The 24,649-nt window shown below is 52.4% G+C and carries 19 protein-coding genes; 3 read left to right on the top strand and 16 right to left on the bottom strand.

Annotated elements, in window-relative coordinates; translation table 11 throughout:
* Positions 1-9: 9 nt before the first annotated feature.
* From wcaD to AK59_RS0101035, 7 genes are all read right to left on the bottom strand, one after another.
* A complete protein-coding gene (gene wcaD, locus AK59_RS0101065) occupies positions 10-1,230 on the bottom strand; it encodes a colanic acid polymerase WcaD (protein WP_013097877.1) in 1,221 nt (406 codons plus the stop codon).
* Positions 1,205-2,422: a colanic acid biosynthesis glycosyltransferase WcaC gene (gene wcaC / locus AK59_RS0101060; protein WP_029881805.1), complete on the bottom strand. Its 1,218-nt coding sequence runs from the start codon at positions 2,420-2,422 to the stop codon at positions 1,205-1,207. The genes wcaD and wcaC overlap by 26 nt, the downstream gene beginning before the upstream one ends.
* Entirely contained in the window at positions 2,419-2,910 is a 492-nt protein-coding gene (gene wcaB, locus AK59_RS0101055; protein ID WP_013097879.1) for a colanic acid biosynthesis acetyltransferase WcaB, read from the bottom strand. Before wcaB ends, wcaC begins: the two co-directional genes overlap by 4 nt.
* Positions 2,910-3,752 (bottom strand): colanic acid biosynthesis glycosyltransferase WcaA, encoded by an 843-nt coding sequence (gene wcaA / locus AK59_RS0101050; RefSeq protein ID WP_013097880.1) that lies wholly within the window; start codon positions 3,750-3,752, stop codon positions 2,910-2,912. The genes wcaB and wcaA overlap by 1 nt, the downstream gene beginning before the upstream one ends.
* Positions 3,753-3,860: 108 nt before the next feature.
* On the bottom strand, positions 3,861-6,023 hold the full coding sequence (gene wzc / locus AK59_RS0101045) for a tyrosine-protein kinase Wzc (RefSeq protein WP_013097881.1): 2,163 nt from the start codon (positions 6,021-6,023) through the stop codon (positions 3,861-3,863).
* Positions 6,024-6,025: 2 nt separating this feature from the next.
* Entirely contained in the window at positions 6,026-6,469 is a 444-nt protein-coding gene (gene wzb, locus AK59_RS0101040) for a low molecular weight protein-tyrosine-phosphatase Wzb (protein WP_013097882.1), read from the bottom strand.
* A 6-nt stretch (positions 6,470-6,475) separates the two neighbouring features.
* Complete coding sequence (locus AK59_RS0101035; protein ID WP_014170829.1) at positions 6,476-7,615, bottom strand: polysaccharide export protein; 1,140 nt, start codon at positions 7,613-7,615, stop codon at positions 6,476-6,478.
* 691 nt (positions 7,616-8,306) lie between these two features.
* On the opposite strand from AK59_RS0101035, the gene AK59_RS0101030 reads away from it, so the two are divergent.
* Positions 8,307-9,890: a TerC family protein gene (locus tag AK59_RS0101030; RefSeq protein WP_029881804.1), complete on the top strand. Its 1,584-nt coding sequence runs from the start codon at positions 8,307-8,309 to the stop codon at positions 9,888-9,890.
* 74 nt (positions 9,891-9,964) lie between these two features.
* Here the strand turns inward: AK59_RS0101030 and asmA are convergent, their stop codons facing one another.
* From asmA to udk, 3 genes are all read right to left on the bottom strand, one after another.
* Entirely contained in the window at positions 9,965-11,815 is a 1,851-nt protein-coding gene (asmA, locus tag AK59_RS0101025) for an outer membrane assembly protein AsmA (RefSeq protein WP_029881803.1), read from the bottom strand.
* 22 nt (positions 11,816-11,837) lie between these two features.
* The gene (gene dcd / locus AK59_RS0101020) at positions 11,838-12,419 is read right to left on the bottom strand and encodes a dCTP deaminase (RefSeq protein WP_013097886.1); all 582 of its coding nucleotides are present in this window, start codon (positions 12,417-12,419) and stop codon (positions 11,838-11,840) included.
* An 88-nt stretch (positions 12,420-12,507) separates the two neighbouring features.
* Positions 12,508-13,149, bottom strand: a complete 642-nt coding sequence (gene udk, locus AK59_RS0101015; protein WP_008500855.1) for a uridine kinase — start codon at positions 13,147-13,149, stop codon at positions 12,508-12,510.
* Positions 13,150-13,493: 344 nt separating this feature from the next.
* Between udk and AK59_RS0101010 the strand changes: the two genes are divergently transcribed.
* Entirely contained in the window at positions 13,494-16,823 is a 3,330-nt protein-coding gene (locus AK59_RS0101010) for a diguanylate cyclase (protein ID WP_029881802.1), read from the top strand.
* On the opposite strand, the gene alkA is transcribed toward AK59_RS0101010, so the two are convergent.
* Complete coding sequence (alkA, locus tag AK59_RS0101005; RefSeq protein WP_029881801.1) at positions 16,788-17,660, bottom strand: DNA-3-methyladenine glycosylase 2; 873 nt, start codon at positions 17,658-17,660, stop codon at positions 16,788-16,790. The genes AK59_RS0101010 and alkA overlap by 36 nt on opposite strands.
* 130 nt (positions 17,661-17,790) lie before the next feature.
* Here alkA and yegD point away from each other — a divergent pair, with 130 nt between their 5' ends.
* Positions 17,791-19,143, top strand: coding sequence for a molecular chaperone (gene yegD, locus AK59_RS0101000; protein ID WP_029881800.1), 1,353 nt, complete (start codon positions 17,791-17,793; stop codon positions 19,141-19,143).
* A gap of 51 nt (positions 19,144-19,194) precedes the next feature.
* Here yegD and AK59_RS0100995 read toward each other — a convergent pair whose 3' ends face one another.
* From AK59_RS0100995 to AK59_RS0100975, 5 genes are all read right to left on the bottom strand, one after another.
* Entirely contained in the window at positions 19,195-20,682 is a 1,488-nt protein-coding gene (locus AK59_RS0100995; protein WP_029881799.1) for an EAL domain-containing protein, read from the bottom strand.
* 370 nt (positions 20,683-21,052) lie between these two features.
* Complete coding sequence (locus AK59_RS0100990) at positions 21,053-21,526, bottom strand: hypothetical protein (protein WP_029881798.1); 474 nt, start codon at positions 21,524-21,526, stop codon at positions 21,053-21,055.
* Positions 21,501-22,238: a winged helix-turn-helix domain-containing protein gene (locus AK59_RS0100985; protein ID WP_029881797.1), complete on the bottom strand. Its 738-nt coding sequence runs from the start codon at positions 22,236-22,238 to the stop codon at positions 21,501-21,503. Before AK59_RS0100985 ends, AK59_RS0100990 begins: the two co-directional genes overlap by 26 nt.
* Positions 22,239-22,337: 99 nt before the next feature.
* Entirely contained in the window at positions 22,338-23,012 is a 675-nt protein-coding gene (locus AK59_RS0100980) for a hypothetical protein (protein ID WP_013097894.1), read from the bottom strand.
* Positions 23,013-23,029: 17 nt separating this feature from the next.
* A complete protein-coding gene (locus AK59_RS0100975; protein ID WP_023622609.1) occupies positions 23,030-24,646 on the bottom strand; it encodes a hypothetical protein in 1,617 nt (538 codons plus the stop codon).
* Positions 24,647-24,649 lie beyond the last annotated feature (3 nt).

The raw sequence follows: 24,649 nt of genomic DNA, 5'->3' as shown, positions 1-24,649 counted from the left end.
CTCATTTCGTCATACGTTCGTAATATTAAGCGCTTTGCGCAGAATAAACGGACAGACAATCAAGAAAGCATATTCCGGGCTAAATATTGACCCCGTAAAAAACAGCGACACTGGCGTAAACAGATAAAGCTGCACGCGAAAGTTCTGGTTATCCCCAAACGCGTTAATCATCATTTTGAAAACTTTAAACAGATACCAGAGCGTCAACAGTACGGCGAACCACGAAAAATAAATAATTAACAGATACAGGCCATTGTCTATGGTTTTACCGACATCCGCACCGTTAAAGATTCCGAATGATGCAACATATTCGTAAAGTGAGCCGAATCTTACTACACCGTCGATATGGGTTAAGGAATAACCCACCATCACCAGCGGCCCGATAATGCGATAATAGGACGATGAGCCTTCCGTTCCCAAATCTCCCAGACGCTCTGAGATATACGGGAATGCAAATATCACGCCTACTAAAAATACCGTCAGGGAGATGATCGCCAGCGGCAGCTTTTTCTTAATCGCATCTTTGTTCAGGTACTGGAATGCCCACTCCAGGAGGTAAAACAGGATAAATGTCATGACCCCTGAGAACGAACCAGACAGAACGATTCCTGCAAGAATCATAGCATCGGTCTTAGGGGTTTTGATACCAAACTGTTTGATGCTGAGCCAAATTGAGATTAACGCCAGAGCGAAAAACGCCGGTTCAAAATAGAGGGCTGTCGTACGCTTACCGCCAAACTTAATGAAGTTCAGTACATAGCTGTTACTGTAAATGAGATATTTCGAAATTATCTCCATCAGGCTGCTACCACCGGTGAGAATAATTTGTGCCATTTCCAGTGCAGCAAGCATAACAATTAACGCAACGGCAATATAAAAGAGCCTGAGGATTTTCCGATAATTGTGCGGAGAAATAGTTTTAAAACGAATACTCCACACCATGCCAATAATAATGACAATATAAACAAACAGCATGGTAGAGGTGACGTACTTGCTGGGATCCAGCGACTGGCCAAAGATGTAGTTAAACAGCGTCAGGCCAAAGCCCATCCCTAAGGCAATCATCAGCTTCTTGAGGTTGATTTTATCGACGTACAACAGAAGCAGAGCAGGCAAGAAGGTCACAATGGTTATCGGGAAGCTTTCGCCGAGCTGGGCAATTTTGACGTTGACCAGCAGATAGATCAGCGGCAGCAGCAGATAACTACAGACTCTGATAGAACGAGACATATTCCTCCAGCATCTGTTGTCCACTGTAGGCCTTGCGGCTGCGGTTGCGGAACGATTCCAGGTCAGTGCCAAAAACGGCCTGCGCAATCTGCGGCTTCGGCAGTTGCACCAGCGGCAGCACCTCCTGTTCCGCGAACGTTTTCCCGCCCGATTTTTCCAGCACTTCACGCGCCGCATCGCTGTGGGTGGCGATCACCGGCACGCCAATCGAGAGCGCTTCGCAGAGGATCAGCGGGTAGTTATCCACGCGCGAGCTGAACACCAGCGCATCCATCCCGTTGAGGGCGCTCATCAGCTTGCGCTTATCCGTTTCAAACCCGTGATTCACCACGTTAGCGCCATCGAACGGCGAGAATTTGCCGAAGGTATGCAGTTCGATTTTGTCACCCAGCGCCATCATGTCGCGCACCAGCTGCTGGTTGGTTTTGCCGTCGTAACGCAGGTCATGCGCGACGATTGCGATTTTCGGTTTGCCTGCGGTTTCCGCAACCGGGGTCAACTCGGCCAGAATCGCTTCCGTCGCCACGTCGATCCCGTTGTTGATGATCTGACACCGCCCTGCCCCATACAGACTGTTGAAGGCATCGGCCACATGCTGGCTTGGGGAGATAAACGTGCAGCCGAGCGACAGCATGTCGCGGAACAGCTGACGTTTTCCGTCCACCAGCTGGTGAGCGCGATCCACTTTCACCGGCGGGTAATTGGTTAATGTCGGACACTTCTGGCAGGCGTTTTTCCAGCCTTCGCAGCCGTCGGTGAACGCGCAGCGCCCGGTTACGCTCCAGTGGTCGTGCAGCGTCCAGATGAAGCGGGTATCCGGCTTGTGAGCCTGTACCTTCTGGCAAAACGTCACCACCTCTTGCAGATTCAGCCAGTAGCTGTGCAGCACGTGAAAATGGAGCACAACCGGGCCGGAAGTGCGCGTGACCGTACGATAGAGGTTGTTCAGGTTGCCAAACAGATCGCGGTTAAACAGACGAAACAGCGCAATGTTGGCGACAGACGTCAGACGTGGCGTCTGCTTGTGCACCTGCGGATAGCTATCATGGCTGACGCTTTTCTTACCGCCTTTGCCATAGCCGTAGATAAAACGAGACTGAAGCCCTTTTTGCAGCGCACGCTGGTGCAGATCCAGCGCCACGCCAGCCGCCCCGCCCTCGGCGAGACGGACGTTAAATTGCAGAATGTTCATTTGATCACCTTCACGCGGGCTTTTTCGCCCACTACCAGCGCGTTATCCGGAATGCTGTCCAGCACCACGCTGCCTGCACCAATCGTGACGTTGTTACCAATGGTAATGTCGCCAATGATCACCACGTTCGCCCCCAGCTCGACGTTGTTGCCGATGACCGGGCAGGCCAGGCTCTCCGGCCCCCGGTTGCCGATGGTGACCGCATGACGAATAGTGAAATCATCCCCGGCGACCACGAACTTATTGATGACCACCGCATAGCCGTGGTGAATGGTAAAGCGGCGGCCGATGGTGGCCGCAGCCTGAATTTCATAGCCAAAAATGCATTCGGTGATAATTCGGTACAGCACCAGAACCGGTGCCGCCCAGAGGTTGTTCAGAACATTTTTCTTACGCCACACCGAGCAGAAATGCGCGATGCGGTACGCCAGAACCATGCAGCACGGGCGCAGGCTCCAGCTGTTAGCGCGGCAATCTTCCAGAAACATTATTTCCCCCGCAGTCCATCAGCCAGTCGCTTGCCGTTGCGCACAGAAAACAGCGTCAACAAGGTACGCCAGGTCATCCGCTTATTGCGGATCTGATAGAGGGTAAAGAGCTGGTACTTCCGGCTGGCACGGTCAAACTTATCCTTGTGCTTGCGGTAGAAATGGAAGTAACCCGAGAATTTTTTTGGTGAGGACGTGATTTGCATCTCCCCGTGGTTGATGTGCAGGATCTGCGTGGCCTCTTCCACCTTCCACGGCTCGCCATACTCCACCACCATTCGCAGGAAGATGTCGTAATCCTGCGCTGCCTTCAGTTCGGTATCGAACAGGCACTCTTTAAAGCGCCACGCCCAGGTGAACACCTGATTGCCGATGATGTTGCGCTTGTAGAAGAGGCGGCGAGAGTATGGTGATTTCGGGTACAGCGGCAGGCTGGCAGGCTGCGAGTAAACCTCGCCCTGACAGACATAGTCGTTGGCATACAGGAAAGCGTGCGTGACCAGTTGTTCCTTGTGCGACAGGAAAATGGACAGCCGGTTTGGTGTCCACTCGTCATCGTCGTCGATGCCGGTCAGATACTGCCCTTTGGCCTGCATAATTGCCTGATTACGCACCGCACACGCCCCGGAGTTGATCGCGTTATGGGTATAGCTGACACGCGGGTCATTGAGGTCAGTGACAAACTTTTGCAGTTGCTCATACGAAGAGGAACAGTCATCAACAATGATCAGCTCCCAGTTATCGTAATCCTGGCGCAGCACCGATTTGATTGCACGGATCGCCAGCTGCTGACGATTCCATGTCGGCATATAAATAGAAACTAAAGGGCGTTGTGTGGTCATGGTCTTCCCCTGATCCCTCACCCCGCCCCTCTCCCAAAGGGAGAGGGAGAATAGCTGCACCGGGCAGTTCCCTCTCCCCTCGGGAGAGGGTTAGAGTGAGGGGGATTGTTATTTGCTGTCAGACTTATATTCGTACTCGTAATACCCGTAATCCTGGTACCCGGTCGCACGGCGGAAGATGGAGTTCAGGATCACCCCTTTCACCTCAATGCCGTTCTGCTCGAAGCGGCTCAGGCTGGTTTCCACTTCCTTCAGGGTGTTCACCGCATAGCGCGCCACCATCAGCGTGGTTCCCGCCAGGCGACCGACCACGGCCGCATCGGTCACGGCCAGAATTGGTGGTGTATCGATCAGCACCAGGTCATAGTTTTTGCTCGCCCACTCCACCAGCTCGGCAAAGCGGTCGCTCATCAACAGTTCGGATGGGTTTGGCGGCACCTGACCACGTGGAATGAGGTCAAATTTCGGGATGCTGGTCGGTTTTGCGCTCTGGCTAATCTCACCCTTGCCAAGCAGGATTTCCGACAGACCGTTGACGTTATTGGTCCCCAGCAGCTCGTGGGTATAGCCCTTACGCATATCGCAGTCGATCAGCAGCACCCGTTTATTGGTCTGGCTGACCACCGCCGCCAGGTTGGCACAGACAAAGGTCTTACCTATCGACGGGCTGACCCCGGTTAACATCAGTACGTTGTTTTTGGCCTGCATCATGGCGAAGTGGAGACTGGTACGCAGGCTGCGCACCGCTTCAATTGCCAGGTCCGTCGGGTTACCCACTGCCAGCAGCTGGCTCTGTTTGTAACGCTTGACGCCTTTGACGCTTTTGACCCGGTCATGCGATTTCTGCCATTCGGAGAGCGGGATACTGGCGTAAACGTTGATACCATTCTCTTCCAGCACCTGCGGGCTTTCGATACCGCGGTTGAACAGCGAACGCAGCAGCACACCAACAATGGAGAGCATCAGGCCGAGGATAATGCTGCCGAGGATAATCAGCGCTTTCTTCGGCTTCAGTACGCCAGGCTGGGTAATGGCCGGGTCAACAATACGCACGTCGCCGACGGTGCTGGCTTCGGTAATCTTCAGCTCCTGCTGTTTGTTCAGCAGCTGCATATAGACCTGCTGGCCGGATTCCACGTCGCGGGTCAGACGCACAATTTCCTGCTGCGTTTTTGGCATCGCGGTGACGCGGTCATTAAGCTTCGCTTTTTCCTCTTCGAGGGTGCGACGTTTTTCCAGCAGCGTGCGATAGGCCGGGTGACGTTTGGTGTAGAGCTTAGAAATTTCCGCCTCTTTGAAGGTCAACTCATTGAGTTGCGCATCAATATTGACCATCGAATCGAGCACCGATTTCGCTTCCAGCGGCAGATCGACGGAGTCTTTATCCTGACGAAACGCGTTCAGTTTGTTCTCTGCATCATCCAGACGTGCGCGCACTTCCGGGAGCTGTCTGGCGAGGAAGGCCAGGCTTTTCGCCGCTTCAGCCGACTTGCGTTCGACGTTCTGCTCAAGGTAGTTGCGGGTAATGCTGTTGAGAATTTCGCGGATTTGATCTTTATCTTCACCGGTAAAGGTCATGCTCAGGACACCCGTGTCCTTGCCATTTTCGGTGACCGTCAGGTTGTTTTGCAGATTGTTGATCATCCCCAGGGTGGAGAATTTGGTGACGGTAAACTCGCTGCCTTCCTGCGCCTGAATAGCGCTCACCTTCATGCTGACGCCATCTTTTGTCAGCATTTGCCCCACTTCACCGCGCGCGCTGAAGCCTGCGTCGCTGGTCAGCTGATACTGCTTCGGCCCTAGCACGGTCAGGGTAAAGGTTTGATCCGCGCTCCCTTTCGGCAGCACAAAGTCGGTAACTTTTACCGTGTCGTTGCTGTGCCCGGTCAGGCGATCCCAGCCGGCACCAAATATCGGGAAGGTATTTTTGGTAACGGAGATATCAAGCCCCAGATCGTGAACCGTTTTGCCCAGCACCAGACGCGACTGGATCAGCTGAATTTCGGCCTCGGAGGCAGGCGGTTTGTTCGCCAGGGCAGAGCCAATATCCTGCACCAGCGAGTTGCCGGTGTTCTGCTCAATCTGCACCAGCGCATCGGCGCTATAGATGGGTGTCGCAAACAGCGTATAGACGATCGCCGCGGCGGCAAACACGGCGGTGATCCCAAGTACCCACCACTTCGCCTCTATGACGGTGCCGACCAGGCGACCAATATCGATTTCATCACTGCCCGAAATCGGGGCGGCAGAAGGTTTTGTTTTTTCTGTCATTGTTATCCCTGCTGAGCTTTCAGTGCCTGCGCCCACTGACGGGCAGACTGGTCAAGTAAGGTATACACCGCCTCAAAGGCCTCACGGCTTTTGCGATAGGGATCGGGGATTTCGCGTTCGTTTTCCCAGTGACCAAACAGCATCACTTTGCCGCGCATCTCCGGTGCGATTTCGCATAGCGAGTGAATATGGCGTTTTTCCATCGTCAGGATCAGGTCATACTCCCGGCACATGCGGCCGGTGACCTGGCGGGCGCAGTGCCCGTCAAGAGAAAGGTTGTGATCGCGGGCCACGCTCGCGGCGCTTTCATCGGCACCTTTACCGACCAGCGCGCCCAGCCCTGCAGATTCGACGGTGAGCTCGGGCTGGTAGTGTTTCAGCAACCGCTCAGCCGTTGGGGAACGGCAAATGTTCCCCACGCATACCACCAGAATTTTATTAAACATCGCGGATTACCAGGTATGAATGTCGCGCGCCGTATCCGTCATGTAGCGAACGCCACTGATGGTTGGCAGCAACTGGTTGATCAGACGGTTCCAGCGGGCAACCGGTGCGGTGGTGACATACACCACGTCATAAGGCTGGAGGCGGAACTCCGTTGCCATTACCAGAGAAGTCGCATCGGACATATCCAGCTGGTAAATATTGGCAATCTTGCCTTTCGCACTGCCCTCGCCTTTCAGCGGACGGATCACGAAGATACCGGTGGCATTAGAGGTGGTGAGATCGATACCCTCTGCATTACCCAGGGCTTCGGTAAGGGTCATGCCGCTGAAGTCCATTTTGAGGGTGCTCTGTTTCTTCACTTCACCCATCACGAAGACTTTCAGATCGTCATTACGCGGTACATACAGAATGTCGCCCGGATAGAGCAGACGGTTCTGGGTCAGGTCGCCGTTTTGCATCAGCGCCTGCAGAGAAATGCGTTGTTCTTTGCCGTTGTGGGTCAGAACGACGTTGCGCCAGTCGGCACCGTCGGTTAAGCCGCCCGCGGCGTTAATGGCGTCCAGCACGGTCAGCGGCACGTTGGTGATGGCCTGCTGGCCAGATTTGTTCACCTGTCCGGAGATATAGGCTTTTTGCGAACGGAATGCGGCGATATTAACGTCCACCTGCGGATCGGCGATGTACTGCGCTAAGCGGCCGGTAATATCACTACGGATTTCGGCAAGGGTTTTCCCGGCAACGTGTACTTTGCCGATATAGGGATAGAACATGGTGCCATCAGACTGCACCCAGTTACCGGTGTCGCTTGAGCTGCGGTATTGGCCCGCTGGCGTGGTCAATTCCGGATGGTCCCACACGGTAACGTTAATCACGTCACCCGGACCTACGCGGTACTGGTAGGAGGCAATTTCCTGGTCCAGAGACATATTCGGCTGCGCAACATTTGGACGTGGACGTAATTGTTCGACCAGACGTGGTGTCAGTGGATAAACATTCACCATTTTGTCGAGATCAAAATCAGCATCCTGTTGTTTGATCACATCCTTACCCATTGTTGACATATTGCTGCCGGGAAAGACTGTACAACCACTCATCAAGGTCACAGACACCAATAATGGCATCAATTTCATTTTGGATTTCATCATTGATTATTTATCACTTTGGCAGAGTAATTATCCTGTGCAATTAAATAAGCCGGGTCGATTTGGCTTTCAGCATGCAGTTGTTCAAATAGAAATATAACTGGCATCAGTCCTAAAAAAAGCTTATTCATCCATTGGCTATTGACAGAATAATCGAGGCTGATTCACACGCTTTCAGGCACGCTACCGCCCTTGGCTTTCAGTTACCAATCCACTGACTAAACAATGCGTTATGGATAGACACCCTCTTTGATAAGGCCTTCTGGAAATATATCAGCCGCTTGCGATACACGGCAGATAATGAATAACCATCACTGAAGACCGGAACAATAATAGCAACAAGGAGATTTAACATTTGATGCTGGGAGAATTGTTGCAGCTAACCTAATAGCAGGCAAGGAGACAACTGTCCTAATAACGGTTTTTAAGATTAATATTAAGAGCAAAGTTTTGACGTTTTAGGATTTTCTTTATATTGACAAAATTAAAATAAAAACCATTTATTGCGATATATCCTAAAATGCGTTCGCCGTAATTAAATCTACGTATTTAGCTTATTTACAGATTCCGCATTGTTCTTCCTTTTTGCCGGATCGTATTAAGAGAAATCTCAGCCCGGCATTGCAATTTCCCCTGGCTTTATCCATGATCGAAGTGTGACATTGCTCATATAACAGAAGGTATTGCGATTACTATGGAATGGATTGCCGATCCATCAATCTGGGCCGGGCTGGTTACGCTGGTCGTCATCGAATTAGTGCTCGGTATTGATAACCTGGTCTTTATCGCCATCCTCGCCGAAAAACTCCCCCCGGCGCAGCGCGACCGTGCGCGCGTAACGGGCCTGCTGCTGGCGATGGTGATGCGACTGCTGCTGCTGGCCTCAATCTCCTGGCTGGTGACCCTGACAAAGCCCCTTTTCTCCGTTCACGGCCTGAGCTTTAGCGCGCGTGATTTGATCATGCTCTTCGGCGGGTTGTTCCTGCTTTTTAAAGCCACGGTAGAACTGAACGAGCGGCTCGAAGGCAAAGACAGCGAAAACCCCACCCAGCGGCGTGGGGCTAAATTCTGGCCGGTGGTGGCGCAAATTGTGGTGCTCGATGCGGTCTTCTCCCTGGACTCCGTCATTACCGCCGTCGGGATGGTCGACCATCTGGCGGTGATGATGGCTGCGGTGATCATTGCCATTACGCTGATGGTGATGGCAAGTAAAGCGCTGACCCGGTTTGTGAACAGCCACCCGACCATTGTGATTCTCTGTCTGAGTTTCCTGTTAATGATTGGCTTTAGCCTGGTGGCAGACGGCTTTGGGTTCCACATTCCGAAAGGCTATCTCTACGCCGCCATTGGTTTCTCCGTCATGATTGAGGCGCTTAACCAGCTGGCGATTTTCAACCGCCGCCGCTTCCTCTCGGCAAATCAGACATTACGTCAACGCACCGCCGACACGGTGATGCGCCTGCTCAGCGGGAAGAAAGAAGATGCGGAACTGGATGCCGAATCCTCCGCGATGCTGGCCGATCACAGTGACGGGCAGATCTTCAACCCGCAGGAGCGGCTGATGATTGAGCGGGTGCTCAATCTTAACCAGCGCACGGTCAGCAGCATCATGACGTCGCGCCATGACATCGAACATATCGACCTCACCGCCCCGGAAGAGCAGATCCGCGCCCTGCTGGACAGAAACCAGCATACCCGGGTGGTCGTGACGGGGGGTGACGAGGAAGAGGAGCTGCTGGGCGTGGTGCACGTCATTGACCTGCTGCAACAGCAGTTGCACGGTGAGGCACTCAATTTGCGCGCCCTGGTGCGCCAGCCGCTGGTGTTCCCGGAGGGGCTGCAGCTGCTCTCTGCCCTTGAGCAATTCCGTAACGCGCGTACGCACTTTGCCTTTGTGGTGGATGAGTTTGGTTCGGTTGAGGGGCTGGTCACGCTCAGCGACGTGATGGAAACCATCGCCGGTAATTTGCCAAACGAAGTGGATGAAATCGATGCGCGCCACGACATTCAGAAAAACGCGGACGGTTCATGGACGGCCAACGGCCATATGCCGCTTGAAGACCTGGTCCAGTATGTTCCCCTGCCGCTGGATGAAAAGCGCGAGTATCACACCATTGCGGGTCTGCTGATGGAGTATCTGCAGCGCATTCCCCAGCCGGGTGAAGAAGTTCAGGTAGGCGACTATATGCTCAAGACGCTGCAGATTGAAAACCATCGCGTGCAGAAGGTGCAGCTGATACCGCTGCGCGACGAAGACGAGATGGATTTTGAGGTGTAGGAAAAACACGTTGCTCCCTCTCCCGTGGGAGAGGGATGGGGTGAGGGCATCAGGCCGCACTGGCACAACAGGCATCACAGCTTATCGAGCAGCTTCTTCACGTCCTTCCCGTTTTGGGTATCTTTATTGCGATCCGCCCAGTCGTTCAACCGACGTTTGGCTTCATCCTGCAGATGCTTGCGCAGGATCTGATCCACCTGCAGGCTGTAGTTCAGCGACTGCCATTGGCCATATACGCTCAGCGGTACCGGCGTCTCTTTCAGGAAGTCGATCAGCTTACCTTCACCCTGCCAGCCGGACAGCACCTGAACGTTGAAGTGGGTATCTGCCGTCTCTTTTACCAGATCCAGCTTGCCCTCGCCGGTTAATGACAACAGTGAGGAGGTCCCCTGCATGCCGTTCAGAGAGAGCTGCCCATTGTCGAGCGTCAGGTCACTGCTAAAGCTGTCGAGACGCGTGGCGCTGTCGTAATTTTCCTGCGCTTTAACTTCGCTGCTACGCTCCACCGCCTGCTGTACCAGCTGCTGGAAGTTGAGCCCTTCCATGCGGGCATCTTTCAGTTCAAGGTGAGCCTGCCCCTGCCAGTCGCGGCGGAAAGCATCAGCATCGATCTTCGTGCCCGAGAAATCCCCCGCCAGCGTCAGTTGACCCGTCATGGAGATGGGGTAGTCAAAGGCTTTCAGGATGGTGCCAATCTCAACGTTGTCGAGACGCGGCTGAAATTCCGCAGTCGAGGCCTCTTTACGCACATCCAGCGTGCCCGGCAGGGAAAGGTGCCCGGCGCCCATTTTGCCGCTCAGTTCGGAGATCACCAGCAAACCGTTCTGGTTGAACATCTGGCTGCTCACGTCGGTGAAATCGATACCGCGCCAGCGCAGGCTGTTGGCCTTCAGCAGAATGTCCGCCGTGAAGCCCCGCAGACCGTTATAGTCCGGCTGATCGAGATTAGACGAGATAACCGGACGCGTCTGTTTCCCCTGGTTTTGCCCGAGCTGCGCGGGATCGTTGTCCGTAGCGCTCGCCGGAGGCGGAGGAAGCAGGTTTTCCAGGTTGAGCTTGTCAAACTGCAGATTGAGCACCCATTTCGGCTTCGCCTCCAGAATGACGCTCGCCTGCCCTTTCAGGCTGCTGTCGTTCGCCTGCAGGTTGAGATTATTCATCTCCAGCTGTTTTAACTCTTCACGCCAGACGGCCTGCATCGTTCCCTGACCGGCAATCCCCTGGGCAGGGAGATCGGCTCCTGTCAGTTGCCAGTTCAGCTGCTGAATGTCGGCGGTAAGCTGGTGCGGATAATCCGACGCATTGACGCTGGCATTCAGAGACAGGGTGAGATCGCGCTGATCGCGGTTGACCCGTCCGCTAAACTCCAGCGAAGCAAGATGGTGCTCATCCTGCTCCATCTTAAGATTGATATTCCGTACGGTGACCTGCTCATCGTCTTCATGCTGGAAAACCAGAACGCTATCGGCCACCTTCAGTTTGCCAATATCGAATGACCAGCCCGTATCCGACGGTTCATCAGGTAAGGTATTTTCCCGCGGCGCAACCGGCGCATCCGCGTTACGCACGGCTTCAGTTTGTTGCGTCAGCTGAATCACCGCGCCTTTTAACATCACCTGGTTGACCTGCAACTGGTGCGAAAAGAGCGGAACTAACGCCACATCAAGGCGCATGTTATCGGCAGACACCAGGGGCTGCGCAGCCCCCGGCGCGGTTAACGACATGCGGCCAGAGAGAATGCTGAGCTGGGGCCAGACGTGCCAGCGCAGCGGCCCATCCAGCTTCAGTTGATAACCACTGCGGGCTTCGACCTGCCGCACCATATAGGCGCGGAAATCATTCGGGTTAACCAGCAGAACCAACGCTGAAAGGCCAGCAACCAGCACCACCAGCAAAATCATCAGCGTTGTCAGAACTCTTCTCATGGCATCCTCAATGGACTAACGATCAGTCTTTATCAATACGGCTGGCAACCGCACCCTGCTGGTCGCGGTATTTTGCGTCCTGACGGCGGTTGTAAGGACGATCGGCCGGACCCGTCAGCGGTTCAAAGCTCAGCGCACCAATCATCATGCCCGGGCGCAGCGCCAGCGGCAGTTTACCGGCGTTGAAAAACTCCAGCACGATTCGGCCCGACCAGCCTGGATCGATACGGTGCGCGGTCACGTGTACCATCAACCCCAGACGCGCCAGAGAGGAACGGCCATCAAGCCAGCCCACCAGATCCGCGGGCAGCGTCACCGATTCAAAGGTCACCGCCAGCGCCAGCTCGCCCGGATGCAGATAAAAGGCTTCGCCTTCGTCGATAACGATTTCGTCACTCATCACGCGATCAAGCGCGGCGCTGACTTCATCCTTCGGCCCGCTAAGGTCGATGAACGGTGCGGTATGGCCGCTGAAGGTGCGGAATTTATTCCCCAGTCGCACATCAACGGTGACACCATTGATACGCTCCACGGGTGGACGTGGGGTAATAGACAGGCGGCCTTCATCCAGCCAGGCTTCTATATCGCGATCACAAAGACGCATGGCACTCTCTCCTTTCGTGCATCGTGCCCTGAGGATAAAGACTCAGGGCAAAGCAGGTTATCTCTGAACGGTACACAATTCGCGCGGCTTATTCAAAAAACTGGCTGATTTTCGCTTTTAAGATATCAATGGCAATGCGGTTTTTGCCTCCGCGCGGCACGATAATATCGGCGTATTGTTTGGATGGTTCAATAAATTGCAGGAACATTGGGCGAACGGTTTTCTGGTACTGCGCCATGACGGAGTCCATTGAACGGCCACGTTCGTTCACGTCACGCTTGATGCGGCGCATCAGGCAGATGTCCAGCGGGGTATCAACAAAGATGGAGAAGTTCATTGACTCGCGCAGACGCGCGTCGGTCAGAAGCAGGATGCCTTCAAGGATAATCACCTTCTTTGGCTCAATGCGAATCGTTTCCTGCGTGCGGGTATGTTCCACGTAACTATAAACAGGCAGTTCAATCGCCTGGCCGCTCTTGAGCGCTTCTAAATGCTGGAACAGCAAGCTGTGATCCATGGCATTAGGATGGTCATAGTTCGTTTTTACGCGCTCTTCCATCGACAGATGGGATTGGTCTTTGTAATAGCTGTCTTCGGGAATGACGCCGATGTGCTCATCACCAACTTGTTCACGCAGTTCGCGGTAAAGCGTACTGGCAATAAGACTTTTACCTGAAGCCGATGCGCCGGCAATGCCTATAATGACGCACTGATGAGACTTATCAGTCATAAATTTAGCGACCTGATTAACCTGGATGTTAAGGAAGGACGACGCCGGAGCGTCAAACGCGGCAATTATAGGGATTTCACGGGCGTGATACCAGTCGAAAGCGCAGGTTATGCGAGACAGGCTGAAAAGTGACGTCATGTTCCCTGAGTGAAATTTTTACGCGCGTTTTTTCAGCGTTTAACAGGATTTTTTTAAACACTAACTATTTAATAAATCTATGATGTCAAATTATGAGCAGTCGCCATATGAATTGTAAATTGTTTGTACTAGCATAAACCAAATTAGCACATTCACTCGTCCGGACCTTCACTCCCGACGGCATGGCGTCTCTGGATAAAGCGGTAATGAATAAACAACACCAGCGGGTTTTGGTTACCACCCCACATCCTCTTATGCGACTTGTCTGTCTGGGCCTGGTCACCTTTATCTTTACCCTTTTTTCGCTGGAGTTGACCCGCTTCGGCGCGCTGCTGGCTCCGCTCTGGTTTCCCACCGCCATTATGATGGTGGCGTTTTATCGCCACGCCGGAAAAATGTGGCCCGGTATTGCCCTGGCCTGTTCGTTTGGCAATATTCTGGCCTCGTGGATGCTCTTCTCCTGGTCGTCGATTAATCCGACCTATACCGCCATTAACGTAGTGGAAGCGGTGGTTGGTGCATTATTACTGCGCAAACTGCTCCCCTGGTACAACCCGCTGCAGAATCTGAATGACTGGATCCGCCTGGCCATTGGCAGCGCGCTGATCCCCCCGCTGGTGGGCGGTGTGCTGGTGCATTTACTGATACCCAGCCCGGAGCCGCTACGTAATTTCCTCGTGTGGGTCTTGTCTGAAGCGGTTGGCGCACTGGCCCTGGTGCCATTAGGGTTACTGTTTAAGCCGCACTATCTCCTGCGCCATCGAGACCCGAAGCTGCTGCTGGAAACGCTGGTAACCATGGCCGTGACGCTGGTCCTTAGCTGGGCGGCCATCGTCTGGCTGCCGTGGCCTTTTACCTGCGTCATTGTTCTGCTGATGTGGAGCGCTGTGCGCCTGCCGCGCATGGAAGCCTTTATGGTGTTTCTGGTCACCGTGATGGTGGTTTCGCTGATGATTGCCCATAACCCGGAGGCACTGACCACGCAGCACACCGGCGCGATGCTGAATGCCCCCTGGCTGCCGTTCCTGATGCTGCTTCTGCCAGCCAACGTCATGACCATGGTGATGTATGCCTTTCGCGCAGAGCGAAAACACATCACTGAAAGTGAAGAGCGTTTTCGTAATGCGATGGAGTATTCAGCTATTGGCATGGCGCTGGTCAGCATTGACGGCCAATGGCTGCAGGCCAATAAAGCGCTGTGTAACTTTCTCGGCTACAGCCAGACGGAGCTGCAGTCGCTCACCTTCCAGCAGCTAACCTGGCCAGAAGATCTGCACACCGATCTCGAACAGCTTGAACAACTGGTCAATGGGGATATCAACACCTACACCCTTGAGAAGCGCTACTACACCCGCAGCGGCGAAGTGGTCTGGGCGCTACTTGCCGTCTCGGTTGTACGTCATGCCGACGGTTCACCGCTCTATTTCATTGCCCAGATTGAAGATATTAACGATCTGAAGCAGACCGAATGGGTCAATAAACGGCTGATGGAGCGCATTACCCTTGCCAATGAAGCGGGCGGCATTGGCATCTGGGAGTGGGATCTTGAGCCGGACATCATCAGCTGGGATAAGCGGATGTTTGAGCTGTATGAAATCCCGCCGCACATCAAACCTACGTGGCAGCTCTGGCACGATACGATGCTGCCTGAAGATCGCGCCCATGCGGAAAAAGTGCTTCGGGAATCACTCATTTCACGGCTGCCGTTTAAGCTTGAATTCCGTATTCGCGTGAAAGAGGGGGTACGCCATATTCGCTCCCTGGCGAACCGGGTCCTGAACAAACAGGGGGAAGTCGAACGCTTGCTCGGTATCAATATGGACATGACCGAAGTGAAGCAGCTCAATGAGGCCCTGTTCCAGGAAAAAGAGCGTTTGCACATTACCCTCGACTCCATCGGCGAAGCAGTGCTGTGTACCGATGTCGACATGAATGTCACCTTTATGAACCCGGTCGCCGAGAAAATGAGCGGCTGGCTGCAAACCGAGGCCATCGGCCAGCCGGTGCTAAAGGTTCTGCATATCACCTTCGGCGAAAAAGGGCCGCTGATGGAGAATATTCACAGCGGCGATATGTCCCGTTCAGATATCGAGCAGGATGTGGTGCTGAACTGCCGTACCGGCGGCGTTTTTGATATCCATTACAGCATCACCCCGCTCAGCACGCTGGACGGGCAGAATATCGGCTCGGTGCTGGTTATTCAGGACGTCACCGAATCGCGCAAAATGCTGCGTCAGCTCAGTTATAGCGCTTCTCACGATGCCCTCACCCATCTGGCAAACCGGGTCAGTTTCGAAAATCACCTCAAGCGGCTGCTGCAAACCGTGCAGGAGACGCGCCAGCGACATGCGCTGGTGTTTATCGATCTCGATCGCTTCAAAGCCGTCAACGATACCGCAGGCCACGCGGCGGGCGACGCCCTGTTGCGGGAGCTTGCGTCCTTGATGCTGACCATGCTGCGCTCCAGCGACGTGCTGGCGCGTCTGGGCGGGGATGAATTCGGGCTGCTGCTGCCGGACTGCAATATTGAAAGTGCCCGCTATATTGCGGGTCGGCTGGTCCATACCATCAACGACTATCACTTTATGTGGGAAGGTCGCCTGCACCGGATCGGCGCCAGCGCGGGGATCACGCTGATTGATGAAAATAATCATCAGGCCTCGGAAGTCATGTCCCAGGCCGACATTGCCTGCTACGCCTCGAAAAACAACGGTCGCGGCGTGGTGACAGTGTACGAGCCGCAGCAGGAGCGGGCACACAGCGCGCGCAGCATGATGTCGCTTGATGAACAGTGGCATATGATCAAAGACAACCATCTGATGATGATCGCCCGCAGCGTGGCCTCCCCGCGCATCCCGGAAAGCTGCAACTTCTGGTTGATTTCGCTGCGCCTGTGGACCAGCCAGGGAGAAGTGCTGGAAGAGCACGCCTTCCGTTCCGGCCTGGCGGAGCCTGAGCTTTTACATGCGCTGGACCGCCGTATATTTAGCGAATTCTTCCGCGCGTATGCCGCTCCGGTTGCCAAAAAAGGCCTCGGGGTCGCCCTTCCCCTGTCCGCCGCGGGTTTAGCCAGCACCACGCTGATCGACGAATTGCTCGACCTGCTGGATAAAGGGCCTTTACCGGGCCGTCTGCTGCATCTGGTCATCGCGATCGACGTTGTGGCAAGCCCGGATCCAAACGTCCAGACGGGGCTACAAAAGCTCCGCCACGCTGGCTGCCGTATGGTGCTCAGCCAGGCGGGACGCAACATGGAGCTCTTTAGCCACCTTGGTGCCAACGTGGCTGATTATCTGATGCTGGACGCCGAAGTGGTGACCAATGTGCACGGCAACCTGATGGATGAGATGATGGTCACCATTATTCAGGGCCATGCCCAGCGTCTGGGGATGCGTACCATCGCCGGTCCGTGTAACCAGCCCATCATGATGGATACGCTCTCCGGCATCGGCGTTGATTTTATTTTCGGTGACACCATCGGTGAGCCGCAGCCGCTGGATCTACTGCTGAACACCAGCTATTTCGCCATCAACTGATGGCGTCCAGCCGTCGGTATACCAGATGTGCAAAAGGGCGTAAGAGCGCCACGGCTGCCAGCGCTGGGCGTAGCGGCGAATTTGCGCGGGCGTCATGCCGGCAAAGCGTTGCTTAATCAGGTAGTCATCCGGGAGGAACACATCTTTCGCCTGCCAGCCGCGCAGGGCAAGGTAATTTGCCGTCCAGCGCCCTATCCCCGGCCGCTGCTGTAAGGCTTTCATCCCGGCCTCAATATCCGCAGGCGGGAACAGCGGAAACGTGCCGTCGACCACGGAGCGGGCCAGATGAATCAACGACTCCGCCCGTTTGACCGGCATGCCGAGGGCCTTCAGCGCCAGCGGATCCACCGTAGCCAGCACCTCAGGTGTGGGAAAGCACAAATAGCCCGGCGCATCTTTTACCGGTTCGCCGCACAGGGCCACCACCCGTGAGGCCAGCTTCGCCGCCATCGCCACGCTGACCAGTTGCCCCAGGATCGCTCTCACGCCCTGCTCGTAGGCATCCATCGCCCCCGGTAAGCGCAACCCTGGCCGCGCAGCGCCCAGGTCGCCCAGCGCCTGCTGAATTTGCTGCGGATCGCAGGCAAGATCGAACAGACCTGCGATGCGTTCAAGACAGGTCTGCGCAACCGGGATTAACCCCGGGCTAAGCGTGACGTTGAGCGTATGGGTGTTCAGATCCGGGGTGACGCGAAAGATCCCCTGGTGTCGCTGGCAGGTGAAACTGCGCTCGTAGTAGCGTTCGGTAACCGTCTCGATCCCTTCCACCGCACGCGCGCCAAGAAAGCCAAACATCCATTGCCAGTCGTAAGGGGGTTGCCAGGTCAGGGTATACATTGTCACTCCTTTTTTGTTCACCTCAGCATAAACCGAAAGGCCTTGTTTCGCCTTGCTTTCATATTCCTGTTGTCGCCGGTCGGGCATTCCGCTAAAGTCTCGCCCCTTCTCACTGGCATGGGGATTAATCGTGTTTATTGGATTCGACTACGGTACGGCGAACTGTTCGGTTGCGATTATGCAAAACGGACAACCATTGCTCCTGAAAATGGAAAACGAGAGTACGCTGCTGCCGTCAATGCTCTGCGCACCAACCCGCGAAGCGGTCAGCGAATGGCTGTTCCGCCACCATCAGGTTCCGGCCACGGCGGCGGAATCACAAGCGTTGCTGCGCCGGGCCGTCAGTTTTAACCGCGAAGAAGATATCGACGTCACACCGTCGAGCGTCCAGTTCGGCCTCTCGTCGCTCGGACACTACATTGACGACCCGGAAGAGGTCTACTTCGTTAAATCGCCAAAATCGTTTCTCGGCGCCAGCGGGCTGAAGCCGCAGCAGGTGGCGATGTTTGAAGATCTGGTCTGCGCCATGATGCTGCACATTCGCAATCAGGCGCAAACCCAGGTACCGGAGACAATCGATCAGGCGGTCATTGGCCGTCCGATCAACTTCCAGGGGCTGGGTGGCGACGAGGCTAACCAGCAGGCGCAGGGGATCCTTGAGCGTGCCGCGCACCGCGCGGGCTTTCGCGACGTGGTATTCCAGTATGAGCCGGTGGCGGCGGGGCTGGATTTTGAAGCCACGCTGACAGAAGAGAAGCGCGTGCTGGTCGTCGACATCGGCGGGGGCACCACCGACTGCTCACTGCTGCTGATGGGGCCGCAGTGGCATAACCGTCGTGACCGCGAAAACAGCCTGCTGGGGCACAGCGGCTGCCGCGTGGGCGGTAACGATCTGGATATCGCGCTCGCCTTTAAGAGCCTGATGCCACTGCTGGGCATGGGTGGGCAAACGGAAAAGGGGATCGCTCTGCCGATCCTGCCCTGGTGGAACGCTATCGCCATCAACGACGTCCCCGCGCAGAGCGATTTTTACAGCAGCGCGAATGGCCGCTTCCTGAACGATATGGTGCGCGATGCCCGGGAGGCCGACAAGGTCGCCCTGCTCTACAAAGTCTGGCGTCAGCGTCTGAGTTATCGCGTGGTGCGTACTGCCGAAGAGAGCAAAATCGCCCTCTCCGATCGCCCGGAGCACGCGGTTTCCTTGCCGTTTATCAGTGAAGATCTGGCAACCGCCATTTCTCAGGAAGGACTGGAAACCGCGCTCGCCCAGCCGCTGCAGCGCATTCTGGAACAGGTGCAACTGGCGCTGGAGAACGGCAAAGAGAAGCCGGACGTGATTTACCTGACCGGCGGTAGCGCCCGTTCGCCGCTGATCAAGAAAGCTCTGGCAAAACAGCTGCCGGGCATTCCAATTGCCGGCGGCGATGACTTTGGCTCCGTCACGGCGGGGCTGGCGCGCTGGGCGCAGGTGATGTTTAGTTAAATACACAAACTGAGGCCCCTCGATCATCTCGTGGGGCCTCAGTATCGGTATCTATAGTGAGCGACAACGCTCCACTTGCATTGGGTCTGAATTTAGTCTTTTTCTCCTCCATGCAGACCCTATTGCTGCGGAGCCATACTGCTGCATATAGCGATGAAATTCAGCCAGTGCCATAGGTGGCATGAAATAATACCCCTGCAGGAAATCAACCTTATGGGCGATAAGCCATTCGCGTTGACAGGCATACTCCACGCCCTCTGCAACAGTACGTAACCCCAGAATGCCAGCCAGATTAATGATCGATTCCAGCATCGGCAGCCTCTGATCTTCTGCATGGATCCCTTTGATAAAGATCTTATCAATCTTAATCACGTCCAGCTCGAGTTCATTCAGACAACACAGGTTCGCGTATCCCGTTCCAAAATCATCCAGTGCAAAGAGGACACCCCGGTTACGTAATGAACGGATTAACTCTTTTATTGCAGGCGTGACTACCAATGTCTGGTTTTCAGTAATCTCAATCATTAATTTTATTGGCACTGATTCCGTTAATTCCAAAAAATTGAGGCATTCCCAATAGAAAACAGGGTTACTCAAATTTGAGGGGCTCACATTAAACGCCACAAAGAAAGACTGTCCCTGCCAGGTAATATCGTGATTTAAATGACTCGCGACCTTATTCATCAGATAACTTGTCAGATCGTTTATTTGACCACTACTTTCCGCCAGCGGGATGAACTCACGTTGAGAAATGGCATAGTTGTGGCCTGAAGGCCACCGCGCCAGCACCTCAACGCCACGCAGTTCTCCTTTACTTCCGACGATGGGTTGAAAATAAGGCACAATCTCATCATTTTTCAAAGCCAGAGTTAATCTATTAGCTTCGTTGCTATCAAATATACCCTCTGTCATTGTTTGGCTTGTCTTGTTGTCATGTGCCCCCCATCGTTCTGCCAAAAAACCATTTCTGGAAAGATAAATTATAGTCTCATTAAAGTTATCAAAATTCAGGCGATGAGTTATTTTATCTCGATAACGATAGAGCGATTTTGGCGTTAAAGAATTTGCCTTGCAAAATTCTTCCAGCCCCATTTTAGTGAAAGAGGCGTAAATCATCTCTTGTTCAAAATCACTTAAATGGAATCTATCAACGTAGCCCAATGTTGACGGAGCGCCCCCCTGCACATTTGACATCAATTTAGTCTTTAGAACAGAAATAAGGCTATTACAGCTTACTTTAGCGTTAACAGACTCACTATTTTCACAGCCTCGATTGATACATTTACTTTTACTCATCGTGAGAACAACACTGTTAACATAGATAAACTGACTGCTATTTCTTTGCAGCCATTTTTGTATTATACAAAATGGCACTCTGTTATCAATGATTAACAAACAGCTGTTGTACTGTGGCATTAAAATGTCTGAATCAGAAACAAACGTTCCAGAATCAACGAGTACCAGATTAGGCAGAAATGATCTTATTCCTGAGAAAAGATAAATGTCGTAACTGAGCAGAAAGACTTTTTTCGTGTTCATAATTATCACCGTAAAAGTTTAATTGAAAATCGCTTCCTTCTATCGTACAGAGAGAAAGATTATATTTGCTTTGGTTTTCGCAAAACATCCAATGCCCGGTAGACAATATCCGCCTTAATAAAACAAGAACAAGAAATGGTTAACCTTAATGGTCCCTCCCTCCGTCAAGATCATATTTTTTCCACAATGATAAGAATATTTCCGCAGCAGATACAGAAATTTTCCTTATCCTAATACAGTACAAATTAATGCACTTACATTCAGAACCAGACAAAATAAAATAAGAATAAAAAGAAAAAATACAGAATTAATGTCTGTGAAACTAACAAGATGAAGAGAATCACGCCAAAGAGAAGTCCTCATTGTCACGTTACTTTGCTCGACAGACCATCAGCGTGCGCCGTAGATCCCTGACCCCATAAACGTTATCGGTGATATGTATGATCTTGTAATAAAAGAGTTGTTGCTTAGACATGAGCAGGTTGGTTATTTCATCAGGCAAGTCATCGTTATCATTTTTTACCACCGCAATGCGTTGCGTACGCAAATAACCATCACTGTCTTCTCTAAGGAAGCTCAAGGTAGTGGAGCGATTAATAGCATAATGTTTACCGTTAACATCCAGCACCCCAACTTGTGAGAAAGCACCTTCCTCTGCAGAGGAAATCCTCAAAACTAACAAAACCTCACCTTCAATGCTCACCCCCTCTTTTTGAGTATGGAGAAAAACATGGCTTTTAGCCGTACACACAAAAGCCGATGGAATACGAGGGTAATTAAGCAAAAAAAGAAATATCACCATGACCGCAGCGAACATACTAATAAAGATAATTTTCGCACTCATGCACCGTTCCTTTTTGCTCCATTTTACACACGCTAAAGAAATACTCTTTCAGTTTATTACCTGCCGATAAGTTATTGTCATCATAAAATATGATGACTTTATCTCTTCCTTCACAAATGGAACTGTGTTTTTGCCAATTTGGTGAATTCAAAAATCGGGATAACTTCACTGATGAATTATCATCTGTGGTGTAAAAATCACACGAGCCGGATTTCAATATATGTACTACCCCATCGTTATTGCGAAACATTAATATGAGAAAAAAAACCATAACTGCACAGACAGTAAAAGTGAAAACACACCATAGGATAAGCTGCGGCCACCGTCTATACTGAAAAGCCTTATCAACAATATCTAACTGGGTGGTCGTCATTCTTTTACTCTTGATATCATCATTCACGCTGCTGACCCGGGCCTGAAAAAGGAACCCTTCGCGCGGGATCGTGACGATTATATTGTTCAAGCCTAACGATGAAAAAGCTTTGCGCAATATGCTCACGCTTTTATTTAGGCTATGCCCTGAGGGTATCATGCCATGTTTTCCCCAGACCTCTTCGATGATCAGTTCCCGGTTTACTTGCTTATAGTTATTATCAATAAAAAGTTCCAGTAACCTTGAGGTTGGTGCAGAGAGGATAATCCTTTCACCTTGCACACTTAATACCCTCTGCTCTGAATCGTATAAAACCTGACCGTTAATTATTTTTTTCATCCAGATAAACTCTTATTTTTATCTTTGACGAGATTCACATACGATACAGAATATATTCACACCAGATAGTTAGCAATACAAGAATAGTTTGTTCCAATTTTATGAGGCATGTGTAAAACATCCACTACCAACAGGGATATACTTTTGCAAAGCCACTATAAATTTTTTATTTTGTGCTTTCAGTTCGGGGCTTCGGTACGTTTCTCCTGGTAGAATATAGCGAATGGTCGCTTCATCATCGGTCGAATTGCACCCCTTTTGAACAATGATTTTAAAAAAGGTATTTCCTGTATTTTCAAGAACCCCTTTCTGCTCATCCAGCATATAATGCAAATTCATTTTTCGTGGCCGAACAACCAGAATGGTTTCCAGTGCGATAGCTGGTATCGCTTCGCTCTTTTTACCCCTGTTGCGCTCCGGGAAAAGGGTGATGGGCATTTCAGTAAACTGCACACGGTAGTAGCGCTCCTTGTCATCCTGCGGACCACGATAGAAAATCTTGAAAAACTCTCCTGCATCCGGTGCAAGCGAGAAATTAAGCGGTGCAAACAGTAATTCGCCCTCTTCGATAGCCTGGCGACGCTCCCCGCCAGGCCCGGGCTTATCAATTTTCACCGCCGAAATGCTGTAAATATTCTGCTTGTGGCTGTCATTAAAAACACGTTTGCTGATAAAGGATTTATCCGCCGCCATGTCAAAAATGGTTGAATCAAGATACAAGGCGCGTGCGGGCAGGCTAAATAACGCCAGGAGAGCCAAACCAGTAACGATCATAGCCACACGCCATCCGGTCATTTTGTCACCCCTACCCAGTTCGCCATGACTTTTATCTCCCCACTGGCGCTGACCACGCCTTCCCAGTCAGAACCTGATACCGTTAAAGCAGAGCGAGAATCGTCCATCGGAAAGAGCAGTGATAAACGGGTATTGAAGTAACTCCCGTCATCAGTATTGTTGGCGTCCCAGGGCGTTTGTTGCCACAGAGCATCATTCAGGCTTATGGCCGCTTCACCACAGCTATTTCTTGCCTGAGTCACACTACCTGACTGGTTGTTATACTCAAGATAGGCCGGTATCGGTACACTTACTCCACCTTGTGCGGACGTAAACAGGCAGTACGGCGTGTCATTTAACGTTGTGCTATCGCCAATAACTTGCGCGGTAATGCTGTCAGCCTGGCGAGGGCCTGAAACAGTAACGGTATAATCCATTCTTATTGGCGTATCCTCGCCAATAGTGCCGCTACCGCTAGCAGACGTTGTATTATTAGATGAAATAATACTTATCCCATACTCCTTAGGTACGATATTAAGCTGTAACGAAGGCGTGAACTGGTAATAACCTGACTCAGGTGTTAGAGCATTAGTAAACGCAAAGGTAAACGGCTGGCTATTCGTAATACTGACGCCCGCATTGACCAGATTTTTGAGAAATGTCTGCGACAAAAAGAGGTACACATATTCACCGCTGGTGGTGAACACGTTGTAATACGCCGTCGATGCACTGAAGTTATACCATGTGGAGCCATTACCGGAATACCGCACGGTGGCCGCTGCAGGGGTAAATCCAAGCGCTGTTGAATCCACATACGCCCTGAACGTCAATGATGCCGTCAGGTTAGCTGTCTGCTGAAGATTATAGCTGACCATTTTGCAGATAACACCGCTCACGTTACTGACGACGCCCAACTCACAGGCACCTGAATCATTGGTAATACTCGGCGTGCCGTCGCTGGCGATCCACAGTTCCTGGAAGGCGCTGGTCGATTCCAGTGCCAGATGGCCGCGTTTGGTTAACGTGTAGTTTACGTAGTTCCAGCGTCCTGAGGACTGATCTTTGCAGCGCTCGCCTGCCGCGTAATCATAATTGACCGAGGTATAACAGCGATTGAAAACATATGTTTCGCTACTTCCGGTGGCCATATTGCGGAAATATTCGTAGGCAGAGTCACTCAGGGAGGCAAACCCATATGCCCCGCCGACCACACCGGCGACAGACCCGACCTGAGCATGGTAGAAACCGTTGCTGTCCGTTCCCTGACCCGTAATATACCCTGTCGTTGGGCACTGCGTTCCACTGTAGCAACGAATACCGCTAAACGGTCCATCGATTGGGGAATTATCAATCCACATATCCTGATAGTTATTCGCCGGTGCCAGCCAACCTACGTAGCCTAAATAGCCTAGACTTACCTGGGAAGTTCCATATTTCACCCAGGTATTCGACCCGCTGAAACGTGGATCAAGCGAGGAAGGAGTAATAAAATACTCACCATCAATGGCATTTTCGATAAACATAAAATTATTACTGACAGATCCGGAGGATGTCGCCGTCAACGCTTTCGCTGTAAAGGGTGTTAAGGCACCGACAATGAGTAAAGGAATAATAATATTTGCACTTTTTTTCATAGA

This window comes from Enterobacter sp. T1-1, assembly GCF_000710795.1.
GTDB lineage: Bacteria > Pseudomonadota > Gammaproteobacteria > Enterobacterales > Enterobacteriaceae > Enterobacter > Enterobacter cloacae.
The sequence above is the reverse complement of the archived record's forward strand: the minus strand, read 5'-3'. Positions and strand labels throughout refer to the sequence as shown.

Excerpts from the sequence above, each read along its gene's own strand:
- wcaD (WP_013097877.1), bottom strand. The coding sequence starts at position 1,230 with ATGTCTCGTTCTATCAGAGTCTGTAGTTATCTGCTGCTGCCGCTGATC.
- AK59_RS0101010 (WP_029881802.1), top strand. The coding sequence starts at position 13,494 with ATGAATAAACAACACCAGCGGGTTTTGGTTACCACCCCACATCCTCTT.
- asmA (WP_029881803.1), bottom strand. The coding sequence starts at position 11,815 with ATGAGAAGAGTTCTGACAACGCTGATGATTTTGCTGGTGGTGCTGGTT.
- AK59_RS0101030 (WP_029881804.1), top strand. The coding sequence starts at position 8,307 with ATGGAATGGATTGCCGATCCATCAATCTGGGCCGGGCTGGTTACGCTG.
- AK59_RS0100985 (WP_029881797.1), bottom strand. The coding sequence starts at position 22,238 with ATGAAAAAAATAATTAACGGTCAGGTTTTATACGATTCAGAGCAGAGG.
- AK59_RS0100995 (WP_029881799.1), bottom strand. The coding sequence starts at position 20,682 with ATGAACACGAAAAAAGTCTTTCTGCTCAGTTACGACATTTATCTTTTC.
- wcaB (WP_013097879.1), bottom strand. The coding sequence starts at position 2,910 with ATGTTTCTGGAAGATTGCCGCGCTAACAGCTGGAGCCTGCGCCCGTGC.
- dcd (WP_013097886.1), bottom strand. The coding sequence starts at position 12,419 with ATGCGTCTTTGTGATCGCGATATAGAAGCCTGGCTGGATGAAGGCCGC.
- udk (WP_008500855.1), bottom strand. The coding sequence starts at position 13,149 with ATGACTGATAAGTCTCATCAGTGCGTCATTATAGGCATTGCCGGCGCA.
- wcaA (WP_013097880.1), bottom strand. The coding sequence starts at position 3,752 with ATGACCACACAACGCCCTTTAGTTTCTATTTATATGCCGACATGGAAT.
- wcaC (WP_029881805.1), bottom strand. The coding sequence starts at position 2,422 with ATGAACATTCTGCAATTTAACGTCCGTCTCGCCGAGGGCGGGGCGGCT.
- AK59_RS0100975 (WP_023622609.1), bottom strand. The coding sequence starts at position 24,646 with ATGAAAAAAAGTGCAAATATTATTATTCCTTTACTCATTGTCGGTGCC.
- AK59_RS0101035 (WP_014170829.1), bottom strand. The coding sequence starts at position 7,615 with ATGATGAAATCCAAAATGAAATTGATGCCATTATTGGTGTCTGTGACC.
- AK59_RS0100990 (WP_029881798.1), bottom strand. The coding sequence starts at position 21,526 with ATGAGTGCGAAAATTATCTTTATTAGTATGTTCGCTGCGGTCATGGTG.
- wzc (WP_013097881.1), bottom strand. The coding sequence starts at position 6,023 with ATGACAGAAAAAACAAAACCTTCTGCCGCCCCGATTTCGGGCAGTGAT.
- AK59_RS0100980 (WP_013097894.1), bottom strand. The coding sequence starts at position 23,012 with ATGATCGTTACTGGTTTGGCTCTCCTGGCGTTATTTAGCCTGCCCGCA.
- wzb (WP_013097882.1), bottom strand. The coding sequence starts at position 6,469 with ATGTTTAATAAAATTCTGGTGGTATGCGTGGGGAACATTTGCCGTTCC.
- alkA (WP_029881801.1), bottom strand. The coding sequence starts at position 17,660 with ATGTATACCCTGACCTGGCAACCCCCTTACGACTGGCAATGGATGTTT.